The sequence below is a fragment of the Pectobacterium aroidearum genome, assembly GCF_041228105.1.
Taxonomy (GTDB): Bacteria; Pseudomonadota; Gammaproteobacteria; order Enterobacterales; family Enterobacteriaceae; genus Pectobacterium; species Pectobacterium aroidearum.
This window is the reverse complement of sequence record NZ_CP166097.1, coordinates 54,503-75,884: the sequence shown is the minus strand read 5'-3', so window position 1 is coordinate 75,884 and position 21,382 is coordinate 54,503. Positions and strand designations below refer to the sequence as shown.

Genomic DNA, 21,382 nt, shown 5'->3' with positions numbered 1-21,382 from the left:
CCTTTCAGATAATACATACCCAAATCGTTCAACTGCACCGCTATGGCTGCCGCACAGGTAGCCATGAACGTAACCGCGCGCCAAACACATTCACCAACAGGCCGGCCATAATCAACACCGCCCCCATGATTTGCAGCAGCGAGAGCGATTCACCAAGAAAAACGGCGGCGCTGACCAGCCCAACCACCGGCACCAACAGCGATAAGGGCGCCACACGCCAGGTCTCGTAGCGCGCCAGCAGGCTTCCCCAAATCCCGTAACCGATGATGGTGGCCGCAAACGCCAGATACGCTAACGACAAGATCGTCGGCAGTTGGATCGTCGTTAAACTGTGGACAATCGCGTCCCTGCCTTCGAACAGCCAGGAACTGATGAAAAACGGCACGACAGGCACCAATGCACCCCACACCACCAGCGACATGATGCGTACATCGCTGTTTTTGCTCATGATCACTTTATTGACGATGTTACCGACCGCCCATGACAGCGCCGCCGCCAGCGTCAGCAGCAGCGTGGTAGTGGTCATACCGGAGGACATTTGCAGCGCTGTGCGCCCTTCTGCCAGCACCACCATCCCTATCGCGGCTACCAGAATCCCAACAACGTGATTCCAACGCAGCTTTTCCGACAGTAAAACCGCGCCAACCAGCAGCGTAAAAAAGGCCTGAGCCTGTAGCACCAGCGAGGCAATCCCCGCAGGCATACCCAGCTTGATAGCGAGAAACAGAAAGCCAAACTGACCGAAGCTGATTGTCATGCCATAGGCAATCAGCCATTTCAGGGGAATACGCGGGAACGGAACAAAGAAAATAGCCGGTAGCGCCACCAGCGAGAAACGTAGCCCTGCCAGTAAAAAGGGCGGCATATCATTCAGGCCGACCTTGATCACCACAAAATTCACACCCCATAACACCACGACACAAAGCGCGAGTAGCGCATCTTTCACCGACATTCTCATCCCCTGATCAAATACGTAACAAATACCTTCCTCAAGGTACGCGTAAAATGAAAAAACGGATAAGAAAAGATAATTATGACGTTACGTGACAATGACTAAGCGGAACCATGACATGGGATAGCCGACCACCTGAATCGGTGGCCGGTCTAGAGGACGTTTACTCGATGGCGATCGGTTTTTCTGTCAGCGTGGTTTTGTTATCACCCTGAATGGCTTTTACTTTCTGCTCCGTTTTCTGTACCGCTTCTGCGCTACTCAGCAGGCTGTATGTCAGCTCAAACGTCGTGCTCTGGCCAGGCTGAAGCTTTTTGACCCGTCCTTGCTCACGTTCAATCGTAACCGGGTAGGCGTAGTTAGTACCGGGTTCGATCCCTGTGACGTAGCCCTGTTTTTCCGTATCCGTGTTTTTCCACAGCGTCAGCAGCGGCAGTTGATGGGTATCAAAAGCAATCGACACGCCCTTATCCCCCGCCTTGTTTACGAGCGCTGCCAGCGTTTTGCCCTGCCCATCCGTATACGGCGTAATGTTAAACACCATCTCATCAAAATCTTTTGTCGGCCCTTTGTAGGTTTGCCAGGTTGCCAGACCCGCTTTAGCGTGGTCATTAAACGGAGAAATCTCTTTCACCGGCGCGATGAAACGCGCACCGTCCTCCAGAATCGGCGTGCCGAAATTACTGTGATAGATAATCTGATAGTCGCGCGCGTAGTCGGCTTTGTTGGTCAACACATCATGCACGGTAAACGACTCGCTGCCGGGAACGTAGCGCAGCTCGGTCCAGGTTTCCAGATTCGACTTCTTGAAGCTGTTTTCTTTCAAAAGGCCCCGCACCGTAATGGTATGCGGTGCGCTATCGCTGACTTCCACCACCACTTTTGAAGCCGGTGTGTTGCCTGCGCGGCCATGCAGGGTATAGATCATGCCCTCGCTGACGACCGGGTGCCCCGTCCATTCGAAGCCGCAGCGCACCATCATCTCATTGAAACCTTCCAGCCAGCCCAGTCCGTTACGGCTTTCCAGATTGATGGTGTTCGGGTTGACGACCTCATCAACCGGTGAATCCCACCCCAAACGGATGTTTTTCCCCGTCACGTGCAGTAAGTTCATCCCTCGCGTCGGGCTGAGAGCAATTTTCAGCCCATCCTGACTGGTAATCGTAATCACTTTACTGCCTTCCTGACGTCCGCCGTGCAGGACTTTTTGCTCAATGCTGAAATGCTGATTTTTGATCTTCAGAGCATCACTACCAATTTGCCAGTTTCCCTTTTCTACACTGCTTTCAGCATCTGTCAGCACAAACGTCTGCGCCGATAGTTGCCATGATGTCAGCGCCAGTGTAATGCCTATAGCCAGTAATTTTTTCATGTTAACCATCCCTCTTTGCTGAATTGTTTTAGCTAATGCGAGCTAAAGACTACAAATCAGCTGATGGTCAGAATGTGATAGCTATCACCAGATGGAAAAATTCAGCATTGCCGCGTTATTTATCTGATTAGCATCACTAAATCATCATGAATGGAATCTATAGTTGCAGAATTATTGAGATATTGATCGGTAAAAGCTGACATCGTTTCAGCAACATAAAGCATGTCGTATAAATCCTATTTCCCTGCCGAGGGTAAACTCAGACATTCATGCTGAATTTTAAACACATGGCGAGATAAAAAATCATCAGATTGTTTTTTGACCACATTGCACCCTATTGGCGCAAGCGCTATGGTTGCCGCTAACCTGTGTACGACCACTGATAAATAAACTATGAACTTTTCTCTTTTCGGCAAGAAATTCACGCGCCACGCTGGCATCACCCAATTAATGGACGACCTGAACGAAGGGCTGCGTACGCCAGGCGCAATCATGCTGGGAGGCGGCAATCCGGCACACATTCCAGAGATGGATAGCTACTTCCAGCAGCTGTGTCAGGATATGCTGGAACAAGGGAAATTAACGGAAGCGCTATGCAACTACGACGGCCCGCAAGGTAAGGATACGCTGCTTAAAGCGTTGGCCGAACTGCTGAGTAATGAATTAGGCTGGCAGATTGGACCACAGAATATTGCGCTGACAAATGGCAGCCAGAGTGCGTTTTTCTACTTATTTAACCTGTTTGCAGGTCGCCACAGCGATGGCAGCCTGAAAAAGGTGCTGTTCCCGTTGGCACCGGAATACATTGGCTATTCGGATTCCGGGCTGGACGACAACATGTTCGTCTCCGTTCGCCCACAGATCGAACTGTTGCCTGAAGGACAATTCAAATATCACGTTGATTTCGATAACCTGTCGATTACTGATGATATCGGGCTGGTCTGCGTATCTCGTCCAACGAATCCGACCGGTAACGTGCTGACCGACGACGAGCTGATGCGTCTGGATATTCTGGCGCAGCAGCACAAGGTTCCCTTGCTGATTGATAACGCCTATGGCGTGCCTTTCCCCGGCATTATCTTCACCGACGCGACGCCGCTGTGGAACCCGAATATCATCCTGTGCATGAGCCTGTCCAAGCTGGGTCTGCCCGGTTCACGCTGCGGTATCGTGATTGCGGATGAAAAGGTGATTTCCGCGATCGGTAACATGAACGGCATCATTAGTCTGTCTCCGGGTGCAGTCGGCCCGGCGCTGGCGTATGAGATGATTCAACGTGGCGATCTGCTGCGCTTATCTAACGACGTCATACGCCCGTTCTACCAGCAGCGCGTGATGGAAACGATCGCGATTATTCGTCGTTACTTGTCGCCTGAGCAGTGCCTGATTCATAAACCGGAAGGCGCAATCTTCCTGTGGCTGTGGTTTAAAGATCTGCCTATCACGACGGAAATCCTGTACCAGCGCCTGAAAAAACGCGGCGTCCTCATGGTACCGGGACACTATTTCTTCCCCGGTCTGGATCAAGGCTGGCCGCACGCTCATCAATGTATGCGCATGAACTATGTGCCGGAACCGGAGAAAATCGAACAGGGTATTGCGATTCTGGCGGAAGAAGTTGAAAAGGCGATGCAGGAAGGCTAATTCGCCGCCACAATAGACTCGTCATTAAACGAAATACGGTGGGGTACAGGCACATTTGCCCCACTGTTTTTATTTTGTCACCGACTATCTTTCAGCACGTCGTGATAGCAGTGCCAAATCCGCGACCGACACTCCCTCGATTTGTTCACCTGATTTCGCCATCTCATTGCCCACATTGCTATCACCCACAACATCAGTCGGCTAACGATTAATCATGGGGATTATTTTTCCCTTTTTAATCGGTAATAGCATTGGTTTATGCCCTGATTAATCGCTTATTCATTCAAAAAAGACGGCAATCTCTCAACACTAACTAAAATTTTCAGAATAAATGCGCATTCTGCGCAACTTATTGCTCACTTTCTGGTGAAAATCACTTTTTACGCAATGTCTGCAAACGATTCGCAAAGTCTGCGCAATTTTTTGCTCAAATTTCGCTTAGGTAAAATTTGAATTAATTAATTTTCATTAAAAAACAAACACATAAATTCTGGCACACGGATTGCTATGTGAACGGCGAAGTTACTCATTCCGTTCAATAACAAGGAGCAAGACTATGCCAACTCCATGCTATATCAGCATCGAAGGTAAAACGCAGGGCAATATCACCGCTGGTGCTTTCACGTCTGATTCTGTCGGCAACATCTATGTGGAAGGCCACGAAGACGAAATGCTGGTACAAGAATTCAAACACATCGTCACCGTACCAACCGACCCGCAGTCTGGTCAGCCATCCGGCCAGCGCGTACACAAGCCGTTCAAATTCACCGTTGCGCTGAACAAAGCGGTTCCGCTGATGTACAACGCCCTGGCGTCCGGTGAAATGCTGCCGACAGTGACCCTGAAATGGTACCGCACATCGGTTGAAGGCAAGCAGGAGCACTTCTTCTCTACCGTGCTGACCGATTCCACCATCGTTGACATCAACTGCCAGATGCCACACTGCCAGGATCCATCAAAACTGGATTACACCCAACTGATTGAAGTGTCACTGGCCTACCGCAAAATTGACTGGGAACACACCGTTGCCGGTACGTCCGGTTCTGATGACTGGCGTGCGCCGATCGAAGCGTAATTCCTCTCTAACCCGGGCTTGCCCGGGTTTTCTGCATTGAGCCATGGCCCACGCCATGCCTGAGTGTGGATGACAGCATCAGGAGGACGGATGGCAAACAGTACAGGATTACAGTTCACCGTTAAGGTCGGCGCATTGCCTGCGTCGACCTTTGCCGTGGTGGATTTTCAGCTCAGCGAGGCGCTCAACCAGCCGTTTGCCCTGTCGCTGAATCTGGCCAGCCCCTTACCGGGGATCGATTTTGGTGCGGTTCTCGACCAGCCCTGCGAACTCCTGGTGTGGTACGAAGGTGAACTCCAAAGACGAGTGAGCGGTATTGTCAGCGCGTTTGCGCAGGGCGATACCGGCTTTCGCCGCACGCGCTATCAGGCAGAAGTCCGTCCGGCCCTGTGGCGTTTGGGGCTACGTACCAATGCTCGTATATTTCAGGCGCAGAAGCCTGAGGCAATTATCGGCGCCCTGCTGGAAGAAGCGGGCATCACCGACTACGCCTTTGCGCTGCGCAACGAGCACGCAGTGCGGGAATATTGCGTGCAGTACCGCGAAAGCGATTTGGCCTTTATAGCCCGACTGGCTGCCGAAGAAGGCCTGTTCTTCTTCCATGAGTTTGAGGAAGGCAAACACCGCGTCGTCTTTGCCGACGATGCAGGCGCGTTGGCAAAAGGCCCTGAGCTGTTTTTCAACCTGGCGACACAGGGGCTGAGTGAAGGCGCATACGTGCGTCGTTTCCGCTATGCCGAGGCGGTGAGCACAGCAGAAGTTGCACTCAAAGACTACAGCTTCAAAACCCCAGCCTATGGCCTGTTGCACCAGAAAATCAGCGGAGAACTGGAACACCAGCGCGAAAGTTACCAACACTTCGACTACCCCGGTCGCTTTAAACAAGATCCGAGCGGTAAAGCCTTTACCGGCTATCGGCTGGATGCACTGCGAGCAGGGGCGACGACCGGCTCGGGCGAATCGAATGCCGCGGAACTGATGCCGGGCAGCAGTTTTACCTTAACCGAACACCCCAATCTGGCACTCAATATCGGCTGGCAGTTGGTCGCCATCACCCACAGCGGGCAACAGCCACAGGCGCTGGAAGAGGAAAGCGGCGGCGAACCGACCACCTACAGCAACAGCTTTGAAGTTGTGAAAGCCAGCACGACCTGGCGCGCCGACCTGCCCTACAAACCAATGGTAGACGGCCCGCAGATCGCCACCGTCGTCGGTCCGGCGGGTGAAGAAATTTACTGCGACCAGTACGGCCGGGTGAAACTTCAATTCCCGTGGGACCGCTACGGCGCAAGCGATGACCAGAGCTCCTGCTGGGTACGCGTCAGCCAGGGTTGGGCAGGCGGCCAATATGGCCTGATCGCTATTCCGCGCATCGGCCATGAAGTCATTGTGAGTTTCCTCGAAGGCGACCCGGATCAGCCCATCGTAACGGGCAGAACCTTCCACGCCACCAATCCCTCACCCTACCCGCTGCCCGCCAACAAAACGCGCACGACACTGCGCACCACAACCCACAAAGGCGCCGGGTTCAACGAACTGCGCTTTGAGGATCAGGCAGGTCAGGAAGAAGTGTTTATCCATGCCCAGAAGGACATGAACACCGTGGTGCTGAATAACCGCAGTACATCGGTGAATGTGGATCACAACGAAAACATTGGCCGCGATCAGACTGTCGTCGTGCAGCAAAACCAGACGGTTTCTGTTATTGCCGATCAGGTTACCGAGATCCAGGGGGAGCAGACGGTGGTGGTGAAGAAAAACCGAAGCACCGTCGTGGAAGACAATGAAACGCTGAGAGTGACAAACAACATCTTTATCCACGCCGAAGATGGCAGCATTCAGATTGGTACGGGTGCGGGCTATATATCAATCAAGCACAGCGGGGATATTGAGATCGTCGGGAATAACCTGACGCTGAACGGCACCCGTATCGATTTGAATTAAGGATGAATATGTATCAGATGAATGAAGGGACACTCGCTATCCCTGCCGATTGGCGCGATGAATCACTCCACGTTTTTGTTCTTCCGGGAGATGCCATCAATCTGGTTGTCAACCGCACCCCGATTGATTTCGGTCTGACGGCAGAAACGGTTTATCAGCAGACACTGGCTCAATTTGCGGCACACCTGAAAGGGTACAAAGAGCGTGGCGTTTGGACATTGACGTTGGATGGGCAACCCGCACACGGTCTGGAATATACCTGGCGGTCACCGGAAGGCCCAATGCATCAGGTTGTCGTGATGCAGGTACGCGGTGAGTTATTACTGACGTTTACCGTAACCGTAGCAGGCGAGCTCAGTGCGGAGCAGAAAACAGCAATGCTGGCGGTGGTCGAGACCTTTAAAGCCGCCACCTGAAAGGAGTCATCATGCTGAGTGATATTCTGAACCGCGTTGCCCGCGTCGGTGCTATGCACGCAGGCAAAGGCCCGACGCCGCCTGCCGAACGTCCTCAACCGGGCCAGGGAAAAGCGCCGACATCACCGGGCAAAACCATCAAGCACAAAAGCTTTCTCGGCGCGCTGGCCGGCGCTATCGCTGGGGCGGTCGTTGCTGCGGTGGTTTTTGCCGCCGCAGCGGCTGTCGCAGGAGCGATTGCCGTCGCCGTTGTCGGGACGGGCGGCATGGGGGCGGCGCTGGTTGTCGGGGCAGTTAAACTGGCGGTGGGGTTTGGTGCAGTCAGCCTACTGGGAGGGCTAATTAGCAGCGTCTCCAGCAAAGTTTCCGCCATGGTAGACAGCGGATCCCCGCCGTTTGGGCCGGTTTCTTCAGGCTCAGGAACGGTGTTTGCGGAGAAGCAGAAGATTTCCCGCGCCGAGGTTGACACGGTCGCCTGTACCAAACACAACTCGCCTCAATTGATTGCACAAGGCAGTGAGACCGTTTACGTCAATGGCTCTCCGGCTGCGCGTATCGACGATAAAACCGTCTGTGGTGCCACTATCAAGGAAGGAGCATCAACCGTCTTTTTTGGTTCCGGACAGCAAACCTGCCTGAAGATTAGTGACGAATTCAGTTGGTGGGAAAAAGCGCTACTGATCGCGGTGGAGTTTCTGGTGCCGCCAAGCCGGGGCATGTTCAAAGGGCTAGGCAAGCTGTTTACCCGTGGCCCCACTGCCGTGCTCAAAGGCATTCGGATGGGGGCGCTAAGAACAGCGGTAGGGCTACGAAAAGCGGTTCGCTGTGCCAGCAAAGGCTTTAAAAATAACAAAGGGTTAGCGCGCATTAAGGAAGCCACTCGAGGCTTTCTGAAAGATCCGGTCTACATTCCCAGCGGGGATGTCATCGAAATGCGTCAGGATATTGAACTAGGGCAAACACTCCCCCTACTTTTTGAGCGCACGTATCGATCCTCTTCCACCCATACCGGGTTGCTGGGGCGCGGCTGGTATGACACTTGGAGCGAAACAGCGCAGGTCAGCCGTGATGGTCTCAATACCCACGTTGTCATCACGCTGGCGCAGGGATATGACATCGATTTTACGTTCCATCAGGATGTGCAGTCGGTATTTTGTCCGCTCTATCCGGCTTTTACCCTGTATCGGCGGGCAAAGGGCTTTAGCCTGTGGGATCGCGACAGTCTCACCTGGCGTGAATTCGATGTGCCTCAGGGCGATCGGCTACTTCTGTCTTCGATACATGACCCGCATGACAACCGTATTACCCTGATCCGCGATCCAAAAGGCTATCTGCGCAAGATCCGCCACAGCGACGATATCGAGCTACTGTTGGTGTGGCGAGGGGAATATCTGCACCAGATACAGCGTATTGATACTGGGCAGAAAACCCTGCTGGCTGAATACCGACAGGACGAACTGGGTCGCCTAATCGAAGCCGATGCCGCCCATGCCTATCACCTGTTCTACGACTACGACAGCGAAAACCGACTCACGCGCTGGCATGACAACGACCAGACCTGGGCGCGTTACGAATATGACTATCAAGGCCGCTGCGTCTATACCACCTGTGCCGACGGCTACCTGACGGCGCATTTTGAGTATCTCGACGATCGCGTGGTGATGACCGACGGATTAGGTCAGCGCAGCGAATTTGGTTTTAACGCGCTGTCGCTGATGAGTTGGGAGAAATCCCCACTAGGGCACATCACCCGCTACGACTACGACGACCACGGCAACTTGCTACGTGAGATTTCCCCAGCTGGCCGGGTGGTTGAGTTCACGTATCTGGACGATAGCGGTCTGGTCAGCGCCTTCACTGACGGCAGCGGCCATACCTGGGCCTATGACTACGACGAGGCGCAGCGGTTATGTGGCATCACCGATCCGCTGGGGCGCATCTGGCAATGGGCGTTCGATGAGGCAGGCAACCCGGAGAAACTCACGGGACCAGATACCCGCGAAGTCCGATTTACCTGGAACCGCCATGGCCTGCTGACGCAGGTAAGCGATCAGGCCGGCGAGGTTCAGGCGCGACTGCGTTACGATCATCGCCAACGATTGCTGAGCGCCAGCGATGCGCTGGGGCGCACCCAGCAGTTGCGCTATGACCAGCAGGACAGAGTGGTGCAGTGGCAGCGGCCGGACGGCGCACAATACAGGCTGGGCTATCGTCGTGCGAGCTGGAAGCTACCGGAGCAACTCGTCCGTCCTGATGAGAAAGAAGAAAAACGTCAGTACGACAAGCATAACAACCTGCTGAGCTATGTGGACGGCAACGGCGCACTATGGCGACAAAGCTACGGCCCCTTTGACCTGCTCACCTCACGCACGGATGCACAGGAGCGTACCTGGCGTTACGAGTATGACAAAGAGAGCCAGCAGCTGGTCGCCGTTATAGCCCCAGACGGCAGCCGCTGGCAATGGTGGCTAGATGCCGATGCGCGGGTTATCCGCGAGCGGGATATGGCAGGGACCGACACCCACTACACCTATGACGAAGACGGCCACTGCATCGCCATCCGTAATGGCGAAGGCGAAACTCGTCACTTTCTGTATGACGGACGTGGGCTGCTCATTAAAGAAACCACGTCGGACGATACCCAGTATTACCGCTATGACGCCGCAGGCAGGCTGACCGAGGTCACCTCTGCCACCAGTCACGTCCAACTGGAATATGACCTCCGTGACCGGGTGGTGCGGGAGTGGCTGAACGGCACCTTGCTCACCCGACAGTTTGACGATACCGCACGCACTGTGACGCGGACACTGGTCTGGGAAAACGAGAGCGACAACGCGCTGGTCAGCGCCTTCAGCTACAGCGCGGCAGGTGAACTGCAACAGGTGCAGTTGTCGGACGGTGCGGAGCTCACCCTTGCCCATGATGCCGCCGGACGGGAATCGTCCCGTTCAGGCGGGGCGTTCGTCCAACACCGCGAATATGACGTGATGGGCTGGTTGGCGCGCGAGATGAGCGGTCAGCAGCAGGACGGTCGACTCCATGCCACACAGACAAAAGAATACCTGTACGACGGTGCGGGCAATCTGGCTGGCGTTCGCCACAATCGTGAAACCCGGGGCTACCGTCTGGATGCCACCGGGCGGGTGCTGTCCGTCCTGAGCGGTGGCGCAGGACGCACGGTCGATACTGACGAAGCCTACCGCTATACACGCAACGGTCTGCCGCAGGAGACTTCCCGACTCACCGAATGGCAGGCGGGTAGGCTGACTCAGCACGACGATACCCATTACCAGTACGACAAAGCCGGGCGACTCATCCGTAAACAGGTGGTTCAGCCGGGCTACCGCCCACAGGTCTGGCACTATCGCTGGGACAGCCGTAACCAGCTCCGGGTTGTCGACACCCCGACGGGCGAACGCTGGTTCTACCGCTATGACCCGTTCGGACGGCGCACCGGCAAACGCTGTGAGCAGACACAGGACGATATCCGCTACCTGTGGGACGGCGACCAAATCGCTGAAGTACGCCATTACCGCAACGGTGAACGCGTTGCCCGCCGCCACTGGGTACACAACGGCTGGGAGCTGCTGGTTCAGCAACGGCAGAATACTGACGGACGCTGGGAAACCGATTTTGTCACCAGCAGCCAGAACGGCGAACCGCAGGCCCTGTACAAACCCGACGGCACCCTACGCTGGCAGGTACCGAAAAGCACCCTCTGGGGCCAGCGACCAGGCTCCACGGAAGACTCTGCGGACCCGGGACTTGCCTTTGCCGGACAGTACCGTGACACCGAAAGCGGGCTATGTTATAACCGTTTTCGGTACTACGAGCCGAATGGTGGATGCTACGTCTCACCTGACCCTATAGGGGTGCTGGGTGGTGAAAGTAATTATGGGTATGTGCAAAATCCGCTGAGTTGGATCGATCCGCTGGGGTTGGCGGGGTGCTCGGTTACTAGAGATAAGGCAAATAAATTACTAGATAGCGGTGAGGTTAAAGTCACTGTCAAATCTAGAAGTGATGCAGAGCAGCTATTCATGGACAGGTATTTAGGGTCCGGTTATAAAAATATGACGGGAGAATCAGGCCCTAGCACAAAAAATATAATGGAGTATCTCACAGGGAATAAAACGAAGTCAGGGACCTATCACTGGGATGATGTAATGGATCCTAATAACAAGAATCGTGTTATGGGACATGGGCCAAATAATCCTGATGGTGATCTTCCTCACTTACAAATTCATCAGTTTGATGGAAATGTAATTCATATATTTTTCCCGTGGTAGAGAGGAATAGACCAGATATGGAAAATAAAAATCTCATAAATCTATTGCAAGGAAAGATCTTGATAAAAGAGTTCAATGATGGAGATGATGATTATCGCTCTTGGATTGAATTATCTTTACAAGACATTCTAAAGCCCAGCTATCCATTTAGGACGGAGTCAGGAGCAATGCTAGGTGGTTCTCCTTATTCAAATTTATGCAATGAATTTGACGCTAAATTTAAACTCAGAGTTTCTCATTTTCTAGCGGAAGATATAGAAAATGAGCTAGATCCATCTTACGATAGAGTCGGGAATTATACTTACCTTGATTCAGTAGATGAACTTATAAAAAAACTATCAGAATACGGTGTGAAATTAGAGAGTTTTGTTGATATAAATAAAGTCGATGACTATCCATTATAAATTTTAAGAGGCCGGAAGCGATCCCAACGATCCTTCCGGCTTTATTTTATCTGCTGTTTATTCCTTGATATGTGGCGTCAGAGATTAATCTCGGTCTCAATCACCAGTCTCCCGCGCTCAACAGTAATGGCGATAGGCATCCCCGTCATAAAACCCGACTCTTCCAGCCAACGGCCTTTAAGGTTGATAGCGGAAGGAGTGTTGGGCAAAAACACCAAAAGCCCCACGCCCCGGCAAAGCAGCGTGGGAACATCGAAGGCAAACTAGGCGACGGCGATGCCTTGTTCGTCCTGATCGACAGCGAAGCAGGCAACCTGCTGTTCGCCGTAGGTTTTCAACTGCGGCTGGAACTGTGTGCAGGTGCTGAAGCAGCGCTGACAGCGGGCGTTGAACGCGCAGCCCGGCGGTGGATTCAGCGGGCTGGGCAACTCACCAGTCAGCTTGATGCGCTCGCGGCGTAAATCCGGGTTCAGACGCGGCGTCGCGGACAATAACGCCTGTGTATAAGGGTGACGCGGGTTATTGAAAATGGCCTCTTTACTGCCCTTCTCGACACAGCGACCCAAATACATCACCATCACTTCATCAGCGATATGTTCGACGACGGATAGATCGTGCGAGATGAAGACGTAAGACAGCCCCAAGTCCTGCTGCAAATCCATCATCAGGTTCAGCACCTGCGCGCGTACCGACACATCCAGCGCCGAAACTGGTTCATCGGCAATCACCACATCCGGGTCCAACATCAGCCCACGAGCGATAGCGATACGCTGACGCTGGCCGCCAGAGAACATATGCGGATAGCGGTCATAATGTTCCGTTTTCAGCCCGACTTTCGCCATCATCGCCAGCGCTTTTTCACGGCGTTCGGCTTTTGACAGTTCAGTGTTGATCAGCAGCGGTTCTTCGAGGATCTGTCCGACTTTCTTACGTGGGTTCAGCGATCCGTAAGGATTCTGGAACACGATCTGGATCTTCTGTCGACGCAGTTTCTGCGCTTCAGGATCGGGCTTCAGCAGATCCTGCCCCTGATAGTACAGCTCGCCGTCAGACGGGGTTTCGATCATCGTCAGCAGACGGCCCAGCGTAGATTTCCCACAGCCAGACTCTCCCACCACCGCCAGCGTTTTACCGCGCTCCAACGTAAAGGAAACGCCGTCCAGCGCTTTCACCATCCGCTCCGGTGCGAAAAAGCCTTTCTTCACCGGGTAGTGTTTTTTCAAATCAATCGCATGCAGTAAATACGGCTGCGATGTGGCGTTCAGTTCACTCATAGGGTCGGTCTCCCCGCATCATCCAGCGGTGTATGACATTTCACCTGACGACCAGGAATATCGCGCAGTGCAGGTTCTTCCTGACGGCAACGGTCCTGCGCATAGGGGCAGCGTGGGTTTAACAGACAGCCGTTCGGGCGATCGTATTTGCCCGGCACCACGCCCGGCAGCGATGCCAGTCGGGATTTGTCCGCCGCGAACTCCGGCAGCGCACGCAGTAATGCCTGGGTATACGGATGACGCGGCGCGCTGAAAATATCCGCCGCTTTGCCCGATTCCACCACCTGACCGGCATACATCACGATGATGTGGTGTGCCGCTTCGGCCACCAGCGCCAAATCGTGCGTAATCAGGATCAGCGCCATGTTCTCGCGCTGTTGCAGTTCTAGCAGCAGTTCAATGATCTGCGCCTGAATGGTCACGTCCAACGCCGTCGTTGGCTCATCGGCAATCAGCAGCTTCGGCCGACAGGCAATCGCCATCGCAATCATCACGCGCTGGCTCATCCCGCCGGAAAGCTGATGCGGATACACATCGAGACGCGAAGCCGGATCGGGAATCCCGACCAGCGTCAGCAGGTCAATCGCCCGCTGACGACGGGTTTTGCGGTTACCACCCTGATGCACCTTGATGGCTTCCATGATCTGGTAACCCACGGTGTAGCACGGGTTCAGGCTGGTCATCGGGTCCTGGAAGATCATCGCGACCTCAGAGCCCACCAGATTACGCCGTTCTTTCTCGGAAATTTTCTTTAAATCGCGCTGGTTAAATTCCAGCTTGTCGGCCATCACTTTGCCGGGATAGTCAATCAGCCCCATTATCGCCAGCGAGCTGACAGATTTACCGGAGCCGGATTCCCCGACGATACCGACCACCTGCCCTTCTTCCACCTGATAACTGATGCGATCGACCGCCCGAAACGGCAGATCCTCGTCACCAAAGTGAACCGACAGTTTATCTACATTGAGCAACGCCATCTCTCTACCTCTGTTACTGCTTGAGTTTGGGGTCGAGAGCATCACGCAAGCCGTCCCCCATCAGGTTAAACGCCAATACCGTCAGTAAGATTGCCAGACCGGGGAACGTCACCACCCACCAGGCGCTTTGCGCAAACTGCAAAACGTCCGACAGCATGGTGCCCCATTCTGGCGTTGGCGGCTGTGCGCCCATACCGAGGAAACCCAAAGCAGCCATATCAAGAATGGCGTTAGAAAAACCGAGAGACGCCTGCACAATCAGCGGCGCCAGACAGTTAGGAAGAATGTTGACGAACATCTGGCGCGCCGAACCGGCTCCCGCCACGCGTGAAGCCGTGACGTAATCGCGGTTAACCTCCACCAGCACCGCCGCACGGGTCAAACGAACGTAGTGCGGTAATGCTACGAAGGTCAGCGCCAGCGAGGCGTTCACAATCGAAGGCCCGAAGACAGCCACCAGCACCAGCGCCAGCAGCAGGCTTGGCAGCGCCAGCATGATATCGACGATACGCATGATGAGCGCATCAACCACACCGCCGAAATACCCAGCCAGCAGCCCAAAGATCACGCCCAGCACCAGCGACAGCGCCACTACCAGACAGCCGACCAGCAGCGACAAGCGTGCGCCATACATCAGACGGGACAGGACATCGCGCCCAACATCGTCCGTTCCCAGAATAAACTGCCAGCTTCCGCCCTCTTGCCAGACTGGCGGACGCAGCAGCGCATCGCGGAACTGCTCAGCGGGCGCATGTGGTGCCAGTACGTTGGCGCCAATGGCGATCACCAGCATCAGCACGACATACACCATGCCAACGACCGCCCCTTTGTTACGTTTAAAATAGTGCCAGAATTCCTGTAGCGGGGTCATCGGCTTCGGAGCGCTATTTACAACAGGTTCAGTGACTTGTGTCATCTTAGCCTTCCCCTTATTTCTTGTGACGGATGCGTGGGTTAACCACACCGTAGAGCACATCCACCAGCAGGTTAACCAGAATGATCATGGTTGCTACCAGCAACACGCCGCCCTGAACTACCGGATAGTCACGACGCTGCAACGCATCGATCAACCACCGTCCCAGTCCCGGCCAGGAGAAAATGGTTTCCGTCAGGATCGCTCCAGCCAACATGGTGCCGACCTGCAGGCCAATCACCGTCACGACCGGCAACATCGCATTACGTAACGCGTGCACCACAATCACACGCAGGCGACTCAACCCTTTGGCGCGGGCGGTACGAATGTAATCCTCGCCCAGCACTTCCAGCATCGCGGAGCGCGTCATACGCACAATCACCGCCAGTGGAATGGTACCCAGCACGATGGCAGGCAGAATCATGTGTTCAACCGCGTCGATAAAGTCGCCTTTCTCACCCCAGAACAGGGTATCGATCAGCATAAAGCCAGTCAGCGGCATGCTGTCATCGAGGAAAATCGTGTCGCTAATGCGCCCCGAAACGGGCGTCAGGTTGAGCTGGACGGAAACCAGCATGATCAGCATCATGCCCCACCAGAAGATAGGCATGGAGTAACCCGTCAGCGCCAGGCCAACAGACGTATGATCGAAGATAGAGCCGCGTTTAACCGCAGCCAGCACACCAACCGGGATCCCAACCGCGATAGCAAACAACATCGCGCAGATACCCAGTTCCAGCGTCGCCTTAAAGCGAGGCACAAATTCTTCCCACACGGGGATGCGGCTCTTAAGGGAAATCCCCAGATCGCCCTGCAACACACCACCAATATAGTGGATGTATTGCTGCCAAAGCGGCTTGTCCAGCCCCATTTCAGCCAGCAATTGCGCATGGCGCTCGGCGGAAATACCGCGTTCCCCCGCCATGATCATCACCGGGTCGCCCGGAATCATGTGCACGAATGCGAAGGTCAACAGGGTGATACCAATAAACGTTGGGATAACAAGCCCCAAACGCCGGAGTATGAACTGCAACATATCCCGAACTCTCTATTCATGCCCGTTGGCTCATTGGCCATCAGGCTTATCATTGCTCACAGATAAAAAATCGCCAGATGCGATTTTAACGTCGTGTGCGACGGCCCGCTGTGTGGCGGGCAGGGAAGCCCGCCATAAGACTTTAACGGGCAAGAAACCCCGCCTCCACGGCTCCTCTGAAGAGGAACCGCAAGGTCGGGGTTTTTAGTGTCCGTGAAAATCGAGCGGCTGACTTAATCCAACGTCACGTTGTTGAAGCTATGCACACCACGCGGCTGAACCACATAACCTTTCACGTTTTTACGTACAGGTTCGTACACGGTAGAGTGCGCGACAATCAGCGCCGGAGCCTGATCGTGCATCACAACCTGCGCCTGCTTGTACAGTTCAATACGTTTTTCGTGATCGGAAACGGCGCGCGCCGGTTGGATCAAGTCTTCAAACGGCTTGTAGCACCACTTGGAGTAGTTGGAACCATTTTTAGCCGCATCGCAGCTGAACAGGGTCGCGAAGAAGTTATCTGGATCCCCATTGTCGCCTGTCCAGCCCATCAGCACGGTCTGGTGCTCGCCGTCTTTCGCACGCTTCAGATACTCGCCCCACTCGTAGGTGACGATCTTGGCTTTCACGCCAACTTTCGCCCAGTCGGACTGAATCATTTCCGCCATACGACGCGCGTTCGGGTTATACGGACGCTGTACCGGCATTGCCCACAGGTCGATAGAGAAACCGTCAGCCATACCCGCGTCTTTCAGCAGCGCTTTCGCTTTCTCAGGATCGTAGCTGTAGTCTTTAACGTCGTTGTTGTAGCCCCACATGGTCGGCGGGATCAGGTTAGTTGCGGCCTGGCCGGCTCCCTGATAGACCGCTTCGATAATGGCAGTCTTGTTAACCGCATAGTTCAGCGCCTGGCGAATCTTGACGTTATCCAGCGGTTTTTTCTCAACGTTGTAAGCCAGATAGCCAACGTTCAGGCCAGGCTGTTCCATCAACGTGATGTTCTTATCTTCTTTCATCTTCGCGAGATCGGCCGGATTTGGATACGGCATGATCTGGCATTCATCTTTTTGCAGCTTGGCGTAACGCACGGAAGCATCTGGCGTGATGGAGAAGACCAGACGGTCAACGCCCGGCTTGCTGCCCCAATAGCCTTCAAAAGCTTTGTACAGAATGCGGGAATCTTTCTGGTACTGCTGTAGCTGGAACGGGCCCGTACCGATTGGGTTCAGGTCAATTTTCTCCGGTGTACCGGCTTTCAGCATCTGATCCGCGTATTCCGCTGACAGGATGGAAGCGAAGTCCATCGCCAGGTTTGCCAGGAACGGCGCTTCAGGGCGGTTCAGCACAAAGCGGACCGTGTAGTCGTCAACTTTTTCGATTTTGCTGACCAGCTCTGGCATGCCCATACCCTGATAGTATTCGTAGCTGCCGCCAGACACTTTGTGGTACGGATGGTTGGCATCCTGCTGACGCATGAAGGAGAAAATCACGTCATCGGCATTGAATTCACGGGAAGGTTTGAAATCCTTGCTGTCCTGCCATTTCACGCCTTTGCGCAGATGGAAGGTATAGGTTTTGCCGTCTTCGCTAATATCCCATTTTTCAGCCAGCCCAGGACCGGTGTCCGTGGTGCCGTCTTTAAATTCCACCAGACGGTTATAAATAGGAATAGAGCTGGCATCAAACGTCGTACCAGATGTGAACAGCTGTGGGTTAAAACCTTCCGGGGAGCCTTCTGAGCAGTAAACCAGCGTTTTTGCCTGAACGCCTGCAGCGACGGACATGGCGAGCAAGCCAAGACCGAACTTCAACACCCTTGACTTAACCAGGGACTTTTCCATTACTTATGCTCCATTGTGGATGATGTTGTGTGCTATACCCGCCCGAATCCAAGCTGCATACGCGTTAATACTGTTGTTAAAAACACAATCGTTAAAAGCGTGATTGCTAAAAACACAGATGTTAACAACGCTGATGTCCTGTCCTGCATCTCGAAATGAATTGGGTATGGTTGGCCAGACCTGTATTTTTATGTGCTGCGGTCTGTACCCTGTCGCCCGAAGGCAAAATCAAAATAATGGGGAGAGGAATGGTGATTACCACAACCGATAGTCGCACACTGTTAGATATAGTCATAATAACTACAACCTATACCTCGACGCGCCACAACCCGCTCACGGATGCTGGATGAAGACGTAGAATCATTCAGACAAGCCGCTGCTTTCCTCCTTATATCCCTATGACGCCCTCAATTTCTCAACAGATGGCGGTGACGTCAATATAAGCAGTAAGGATTTACAAAATTTCCTTACATTTTCTTAAAAGAGAAAATACAAGCTCATCACCTTACAAAAGGTAGATGTTTTGCTTTTTTCTGAAAAAACAGCGATAAAAACCGATACATTGCGGACATAAAGAAATTATCACCATTAAAAAAACTATAGTCATCTGGTCTTACATGTCCAAGATTTGAGCACTATTTTTTGTTAAAAACGTTAACAGCAGGTGAAAATCCTGACGGATAATAAGAAATTCTGATATTTACCCCGTCACCATAAGCAGATAAATGACTATCTACGCTACATAAAAGAACTTTGCTGTCCCTAACATCAATGGGTCAAAGGGCGTGCTAAATCGTGTTTCTCTACGGGTTTCATCATAAGGCTAGATGCTGTTACCGTGGGCGAGGAGGGAGCAAAGTGGTTACGTTTTCGTCAGAAACATATCCCTGCGAGAAAATGATATTACTCAATGATTAACTGGCTATTTTAATTAAATAAATATTTTCACTAAAATAAAAGTAGGCTATTTACTTATTCCCATAAAGTGGTATTTTCATTCTGTGAGTTACCTCACTCCCCTCCTTTAATCTCCCTCCAATGCGCTCAATAATTTATTTTAATTACAAAAAAATGACGTAAGTTATTTAAAGTGGAGTTGCTGATAAGTTCACAAATACGTAATTAACGTATTATTTTTAACATTTCATCATGCTAGATTACCCTCAGAAGTGATTCATTGTTAAATAACATCCATCATTCCTTACCATTTTGTTACTAATTGATAAAAAACAAAAAAACGTATTTTTCTGCTTTCTGATAATAAACATCCCGCCGCCATTGGCATTAGCGACGTTCGATAAACATACCGATATCGATGAGCAAAACGTCAATCAGCTACGTCGATAACGATGCACTATCAATATCGCAGAGACATTACGCGGCAGGCATGTAATTTCTTTCTGTACCAACTGTCCTAGCAGGGTGAATATAATGAAAAAAATTGAAACTGATATTCTATGTGAGAACAATCTCGCTCTGGAAACACAAGAATCGTTTATCGGCGGCTTTTTTAAAAAGAAAGTCGGCTCCGTTCCCGTTGCGCTTTTTATGGCGATTGCCGCCATTGTCGCTATCGCCGCCTACGAGGGATATTTGCCTAAAAACATGATTGGCGGTTTCGCCGTCATCATGACCATGGGATTTTTACTGGCGCACATTGGCAGCAACATTCCCGTGTTCAAAGACATCGGTGGCCCGGCGATTCTGTGCCTGATGGTGCCTTCCGTGATGGTGTATTTTGATCTATTCAATGACAACACCATGAAAACTGTACACCTGTTGATGAAAGAGGCGAACTTCCTGTATTTCGTCATCGCCTGTCTGGTGGTCGGCAGTATCTTGGGCATGAACCGTAAGATCCTGATTCAGGGGATGGTGCGCATGTTCGTCCCGTTGGTCATCGGCACGGCAACAGCACTGGCAACCGGTTTGCTGGTTGGTAAACTGTGCGGCTACAGCTTCTATCACACCTTCTTCTTCATTATCGTGCCAATCATCGGCGGCGGGATTGGTGAAGGCATCCTGCCATTATCTCTCGCCTACTCTGCCATTCTGGGACAAACCCCAGATGTGTATGTGGCTCAGTTAGCGCCTGCTGCCGTCGTCGGTAACATCTTCGCGATTCTGTGTGCCGGCGTGCTGTCTCGTCTGGGTATGCGCCGCAAGGATCTGAATGGCGAAGGCCGTCTGGTTCGCAGCGATGAAGACAACGCGATGTTTGCCGTCAACGAAGCACCAAAACCGGTCGATTTTCATCTGATGGGCGGCGGATTGCTGATGATTTGCGCCTTCTTCATCGTCGGTGGCCTGTTTGAAAAACTGGTACATATCCCTGGCCCGGTGTTGATGATTCTGATCGCCGTGTTCTGTAAATACGGACGCGTTATTCCTGCCATTATGGAAACCGGCGCGCACAGCGTTTACAAATTCGTTTCCAGCTCTCTGGTCTGGCCGCTGATGATCGGGCTTGGCATGCTGTATATCCCACTGGAGAGCGTCGTCGCGGTCTTCTCTGTCGGCTACGTCATCGTCTGCGGTTCTGTGGTGCTGTCTATGGCGCTGGTGAGCTTCCTGATTGCGCCTTACCTGAACATGTACCCGATTGAGGCTTCTATCGTGACCACATGCCACAGTGGGCTGGGTGGTACAGGCGACGTCGCGATTCTGTCCGCCTCTAACCGCATGTCTCTGATGCCGTTCGCACAGATCGCCACCCGTATCGGCGGTGCGTCTACCGTCATCGCCGCAACGCTGCTGCTGGGCTGGTTTGCTTAACCTCAGTATCACGGTTTCCCCCAATCAGGGGGAAACCTTATTGATCATAGTGCGACTGCGCCAATAAAACGTCTTCGATATTTTTCTCGGCCCACCTGGCCAGCGGTTCAACGGCTTCCGATAACGTTTTACCCAACGGGGTCAGCGCATATTCCACCGTAACTGGCACCGTCGGGAATGCCTTTCGGGAAAGCAGACCGTCCCGCTCCAGTTTCTTCAGCGTTTGGCTCAGCGCTTTCTGCGATACCCCTTCAATTTCCCGCCGCAGTTGGTTAAATCTCAGCGGCCCTGTTCTCAGCAAACCGACTATCAGCAACGCCCATTTATCCGCCAAACGTTCAAGCACCATTCTCGCCGGACAGCCTTGTAAATAAACGTTATAACGCTGCTCACCTGCCTCAGTTTCCTTTCTCTCAGTCGCTGAATTTTTGGTCATGGTATACCCGAGTAAACTTAGTAGATTAAAGGTA

General features: G+C 52.9%; 15 protein-coding genes and 1 pseudogene. 7 read left to right on the top strand and 9 right to left on the bottom strand.

What is annotated here, in order from left to right; all coding sequences use genetic code 11:
- Positions 1-40: 40 nt before the first annotated feature.
- Positions 41-952 (bottom strand): EamA family transporter, encoded by a 912-nt coding sequence (locus AB8809_RS00315; RefSeq protein WP_349855549.1) that lies wholly within the window; start codon positions 950-952, stop codon positions 41-43.
- A 163-nt stretch (positions 953-1,115) separates the two neighbouring features.
- Positions 1,116-2,324 (bottom strand): aldose 1-epimerase family protein, encoded by a 1,209-nt coding sequence (locus AB8809_RS00310; RefSeq protein WP_012772799.1) that lies wholly within the window; start codon positions 2,322-2,324, stop codon positions 1,116-1,118.
- Positions 2,325-2,717: 393 nt separating this feature from the next.
- On the opposite strand from AB8809_RS00310, the gene AB8809_RS00305 reads away from it, so the two are divergent.
- The 6 genes from AB8809_RS00305 to AB8809_RS00280 all read left to right on the top strand — a co-directional run bounded on the left by AB8809_RS00305 (position 2,718) and on the right by AB8809_RS00280 (position 12,096).
- Positions 2,718-3,968: a valine--pyruvate transaminase gene (locus tag AB8809_RS00305; RefSeq protein ID WP_181845719.1), complete on the top strand. Its 1,251-nt coding sequence runs from the start codon at positions 2,718-2,720 to the stop codon at positions 3,966-3,968.
- Positions 3,969-4,524: 556 nt separating this feature from the next.
- A complete protein-coding gene (locus AB8809_RS00300) occupies positions 4,525-5,043 on the top strand; it encodes an Hcp family type VI secretion system effector (protein WP_012772797.1) in 519 nt (172 codons plus the stop codon).
- Between the two features lie 90 nt (positions 5,044-5,133).
- On the top strand, positions 5,134-6,987 hold the full coding sequence (gene tssI, locus AB8809_RS00295; protein WP_349855547.1) for a type VI secretion system tip protein TssI/VgrG: 1,854 nt from the start codon (positions 5,134-5,136) through the stop codon (positions 6,985-6,987).
- An 8-nt stretch (positions 6,988-6,995) separates the two neighbouring features.
- Positions 6,996-7,403 (top strand): DUF1795 domain-containing protein, encoded by a 408-nt coding sequence (locus AB8809_RS00290; protein ID WP_349855546.1) that lies wholly within the window; start codon positions 6,996-6,998, stop codon positions 7,401-7,403.
- Between the two features lie 11 nt (positions 7,404-7,414).
- Complete coding sequence (locus tag AB8809_RS00285; RefSeq protein WP_349855545.1) at positions 7,415-11,692, top strand: RHS repeat-associated core domain-containing protein; 4,278 nt, start codon at positions 7,415-7,417, stop codon at positions 11,690-11,692.
- 17 nt (positions 11,693-11,709) lie between these two features.
- Positions 11,710-12,096: a hypothetical protein gene (locus AB8809_RS00280; RefSeq protein WP_336710535.1), complete on the top strand. Its 387-nt coding sequence runs from the start codon at positions 11,710-11,712 to the stop codon at positions 12,094-12,096.
- A gap of 77 nt (positions 12,097-12,173) precedes the next feature.
- Here AB8809_RS00280 and AB8809_RS00275 read toward each other — a convergent pair.
- From AB8809_RS00275 to dppA, 6 genes and pseudogenes are all read right to left on the bottom strand, one after another.
- Positions 12,174-12,299 (bottom strand): annotated as a pseudogene (locus AB8809_RS00275) (SymE family type I addiction module toxin); the annotation flags it as partial.
- 60 nt (positions 12,300-12,359) lie between these two features.
- Complete coding sequence (dppF, locus tag AB8809_RS00270; protein WP_180779413.1) at positions 12,360-13,370, bottom strand: dipeptide ABC transporter ATP-binding subunit DppF; 1,011 nt, start codon at positions 13,368-13,370, stop codon at positions 12,360-12,362.
- Positions 13,367-14,347 (bottom strand): dipeptide ABC transporter ATP-binding protein, encoded by a 981-nt coding sequence (gene dppD, locus AB8809_RS00265; RefSeq protein ID WP_012772791.1) that lies wholly within the window; start codon positions 14,345-14,347, stop codon positions 13,367-13,369. Before dppD ends, dppF begins: the two co-directional genes overlap by 4 nt.
- Positions 14,348-14,360: 13 nt before the next feature.
- Positions 14,361-15,263 carry a dipeptide ABC transporter permease DppC gene (dppC, locus tag AB8809_RS00260; RefSeq protein ID WP_012772790.1) on the bottom strand — a complete coding sequence of 301 codons (903 nt, stop codon included), beginning with the start codon at positions 15,261-15,263 and terminating at the stop codon, positions 14,361-14,363.
- A 13-nt stretch (positions 15,264-15,276) separates the two neighbouring features.
- Positions 15,277-16,296, bottom strand: a complete 1,020-nt coding sequence (gene dppB / locus AB8809_RS00255) for a dipeptide ABC transporter permease DppB (protein WP_012772789.1) — start codon at positions 16,294-16,296, stop codon at positions 15,277-15,279.
- A gap of 233 nt (positions 16,297-16,529) precedes the next feature.
- Positions 16,530-18,137 carry a dipeptide ABC transporter periplasmic-binding protein DppA gene (dppA, locus tag AB8809_RS00250; protein WP_349855542.1) on the bottom strand — a complete coding sequence of 536 codons (1,608 nt, stop codon included), beginning with the start codon at positions 18,135-18,137 and terminating at the stop codon, positions 16,530-16,532.
- Positions 18,138-19,568: 1,431 nt separating this feature from the next.
- Between dppA and AB8809_RS00245 the strand changes: the two genes are divergently transcribed.
- Positions 19,569-20,912: a 2-hydroxycarboxylate transporter family protein gene (locus AB8809_RS00245; RefSeq protein WP_180779415.1), complete on the top strand. Its 1,344-nt coding sequence runs from the start codon at positions 19,569-19,571 to the stop codon at positions 20,910-20,912.
- 37 nt (positions 20,913-20,949) lie between these two features.
- Here AB8809_RS00245 and AB8809_RS00240 read toward each other — a convergent pair whose 3' ends face one another.
- Entirely contained in the window at positions 20,950-21,348 is a 399-nt protein-coding gene (locus tag AB8809_RS00240; RefSeq protein ID WP_012772786.1) for a helix-turn-helix domain-containing protein, read from the bottom strand.
- Positions 21,349-21,382: the final 34 nt, after the last annotated feature.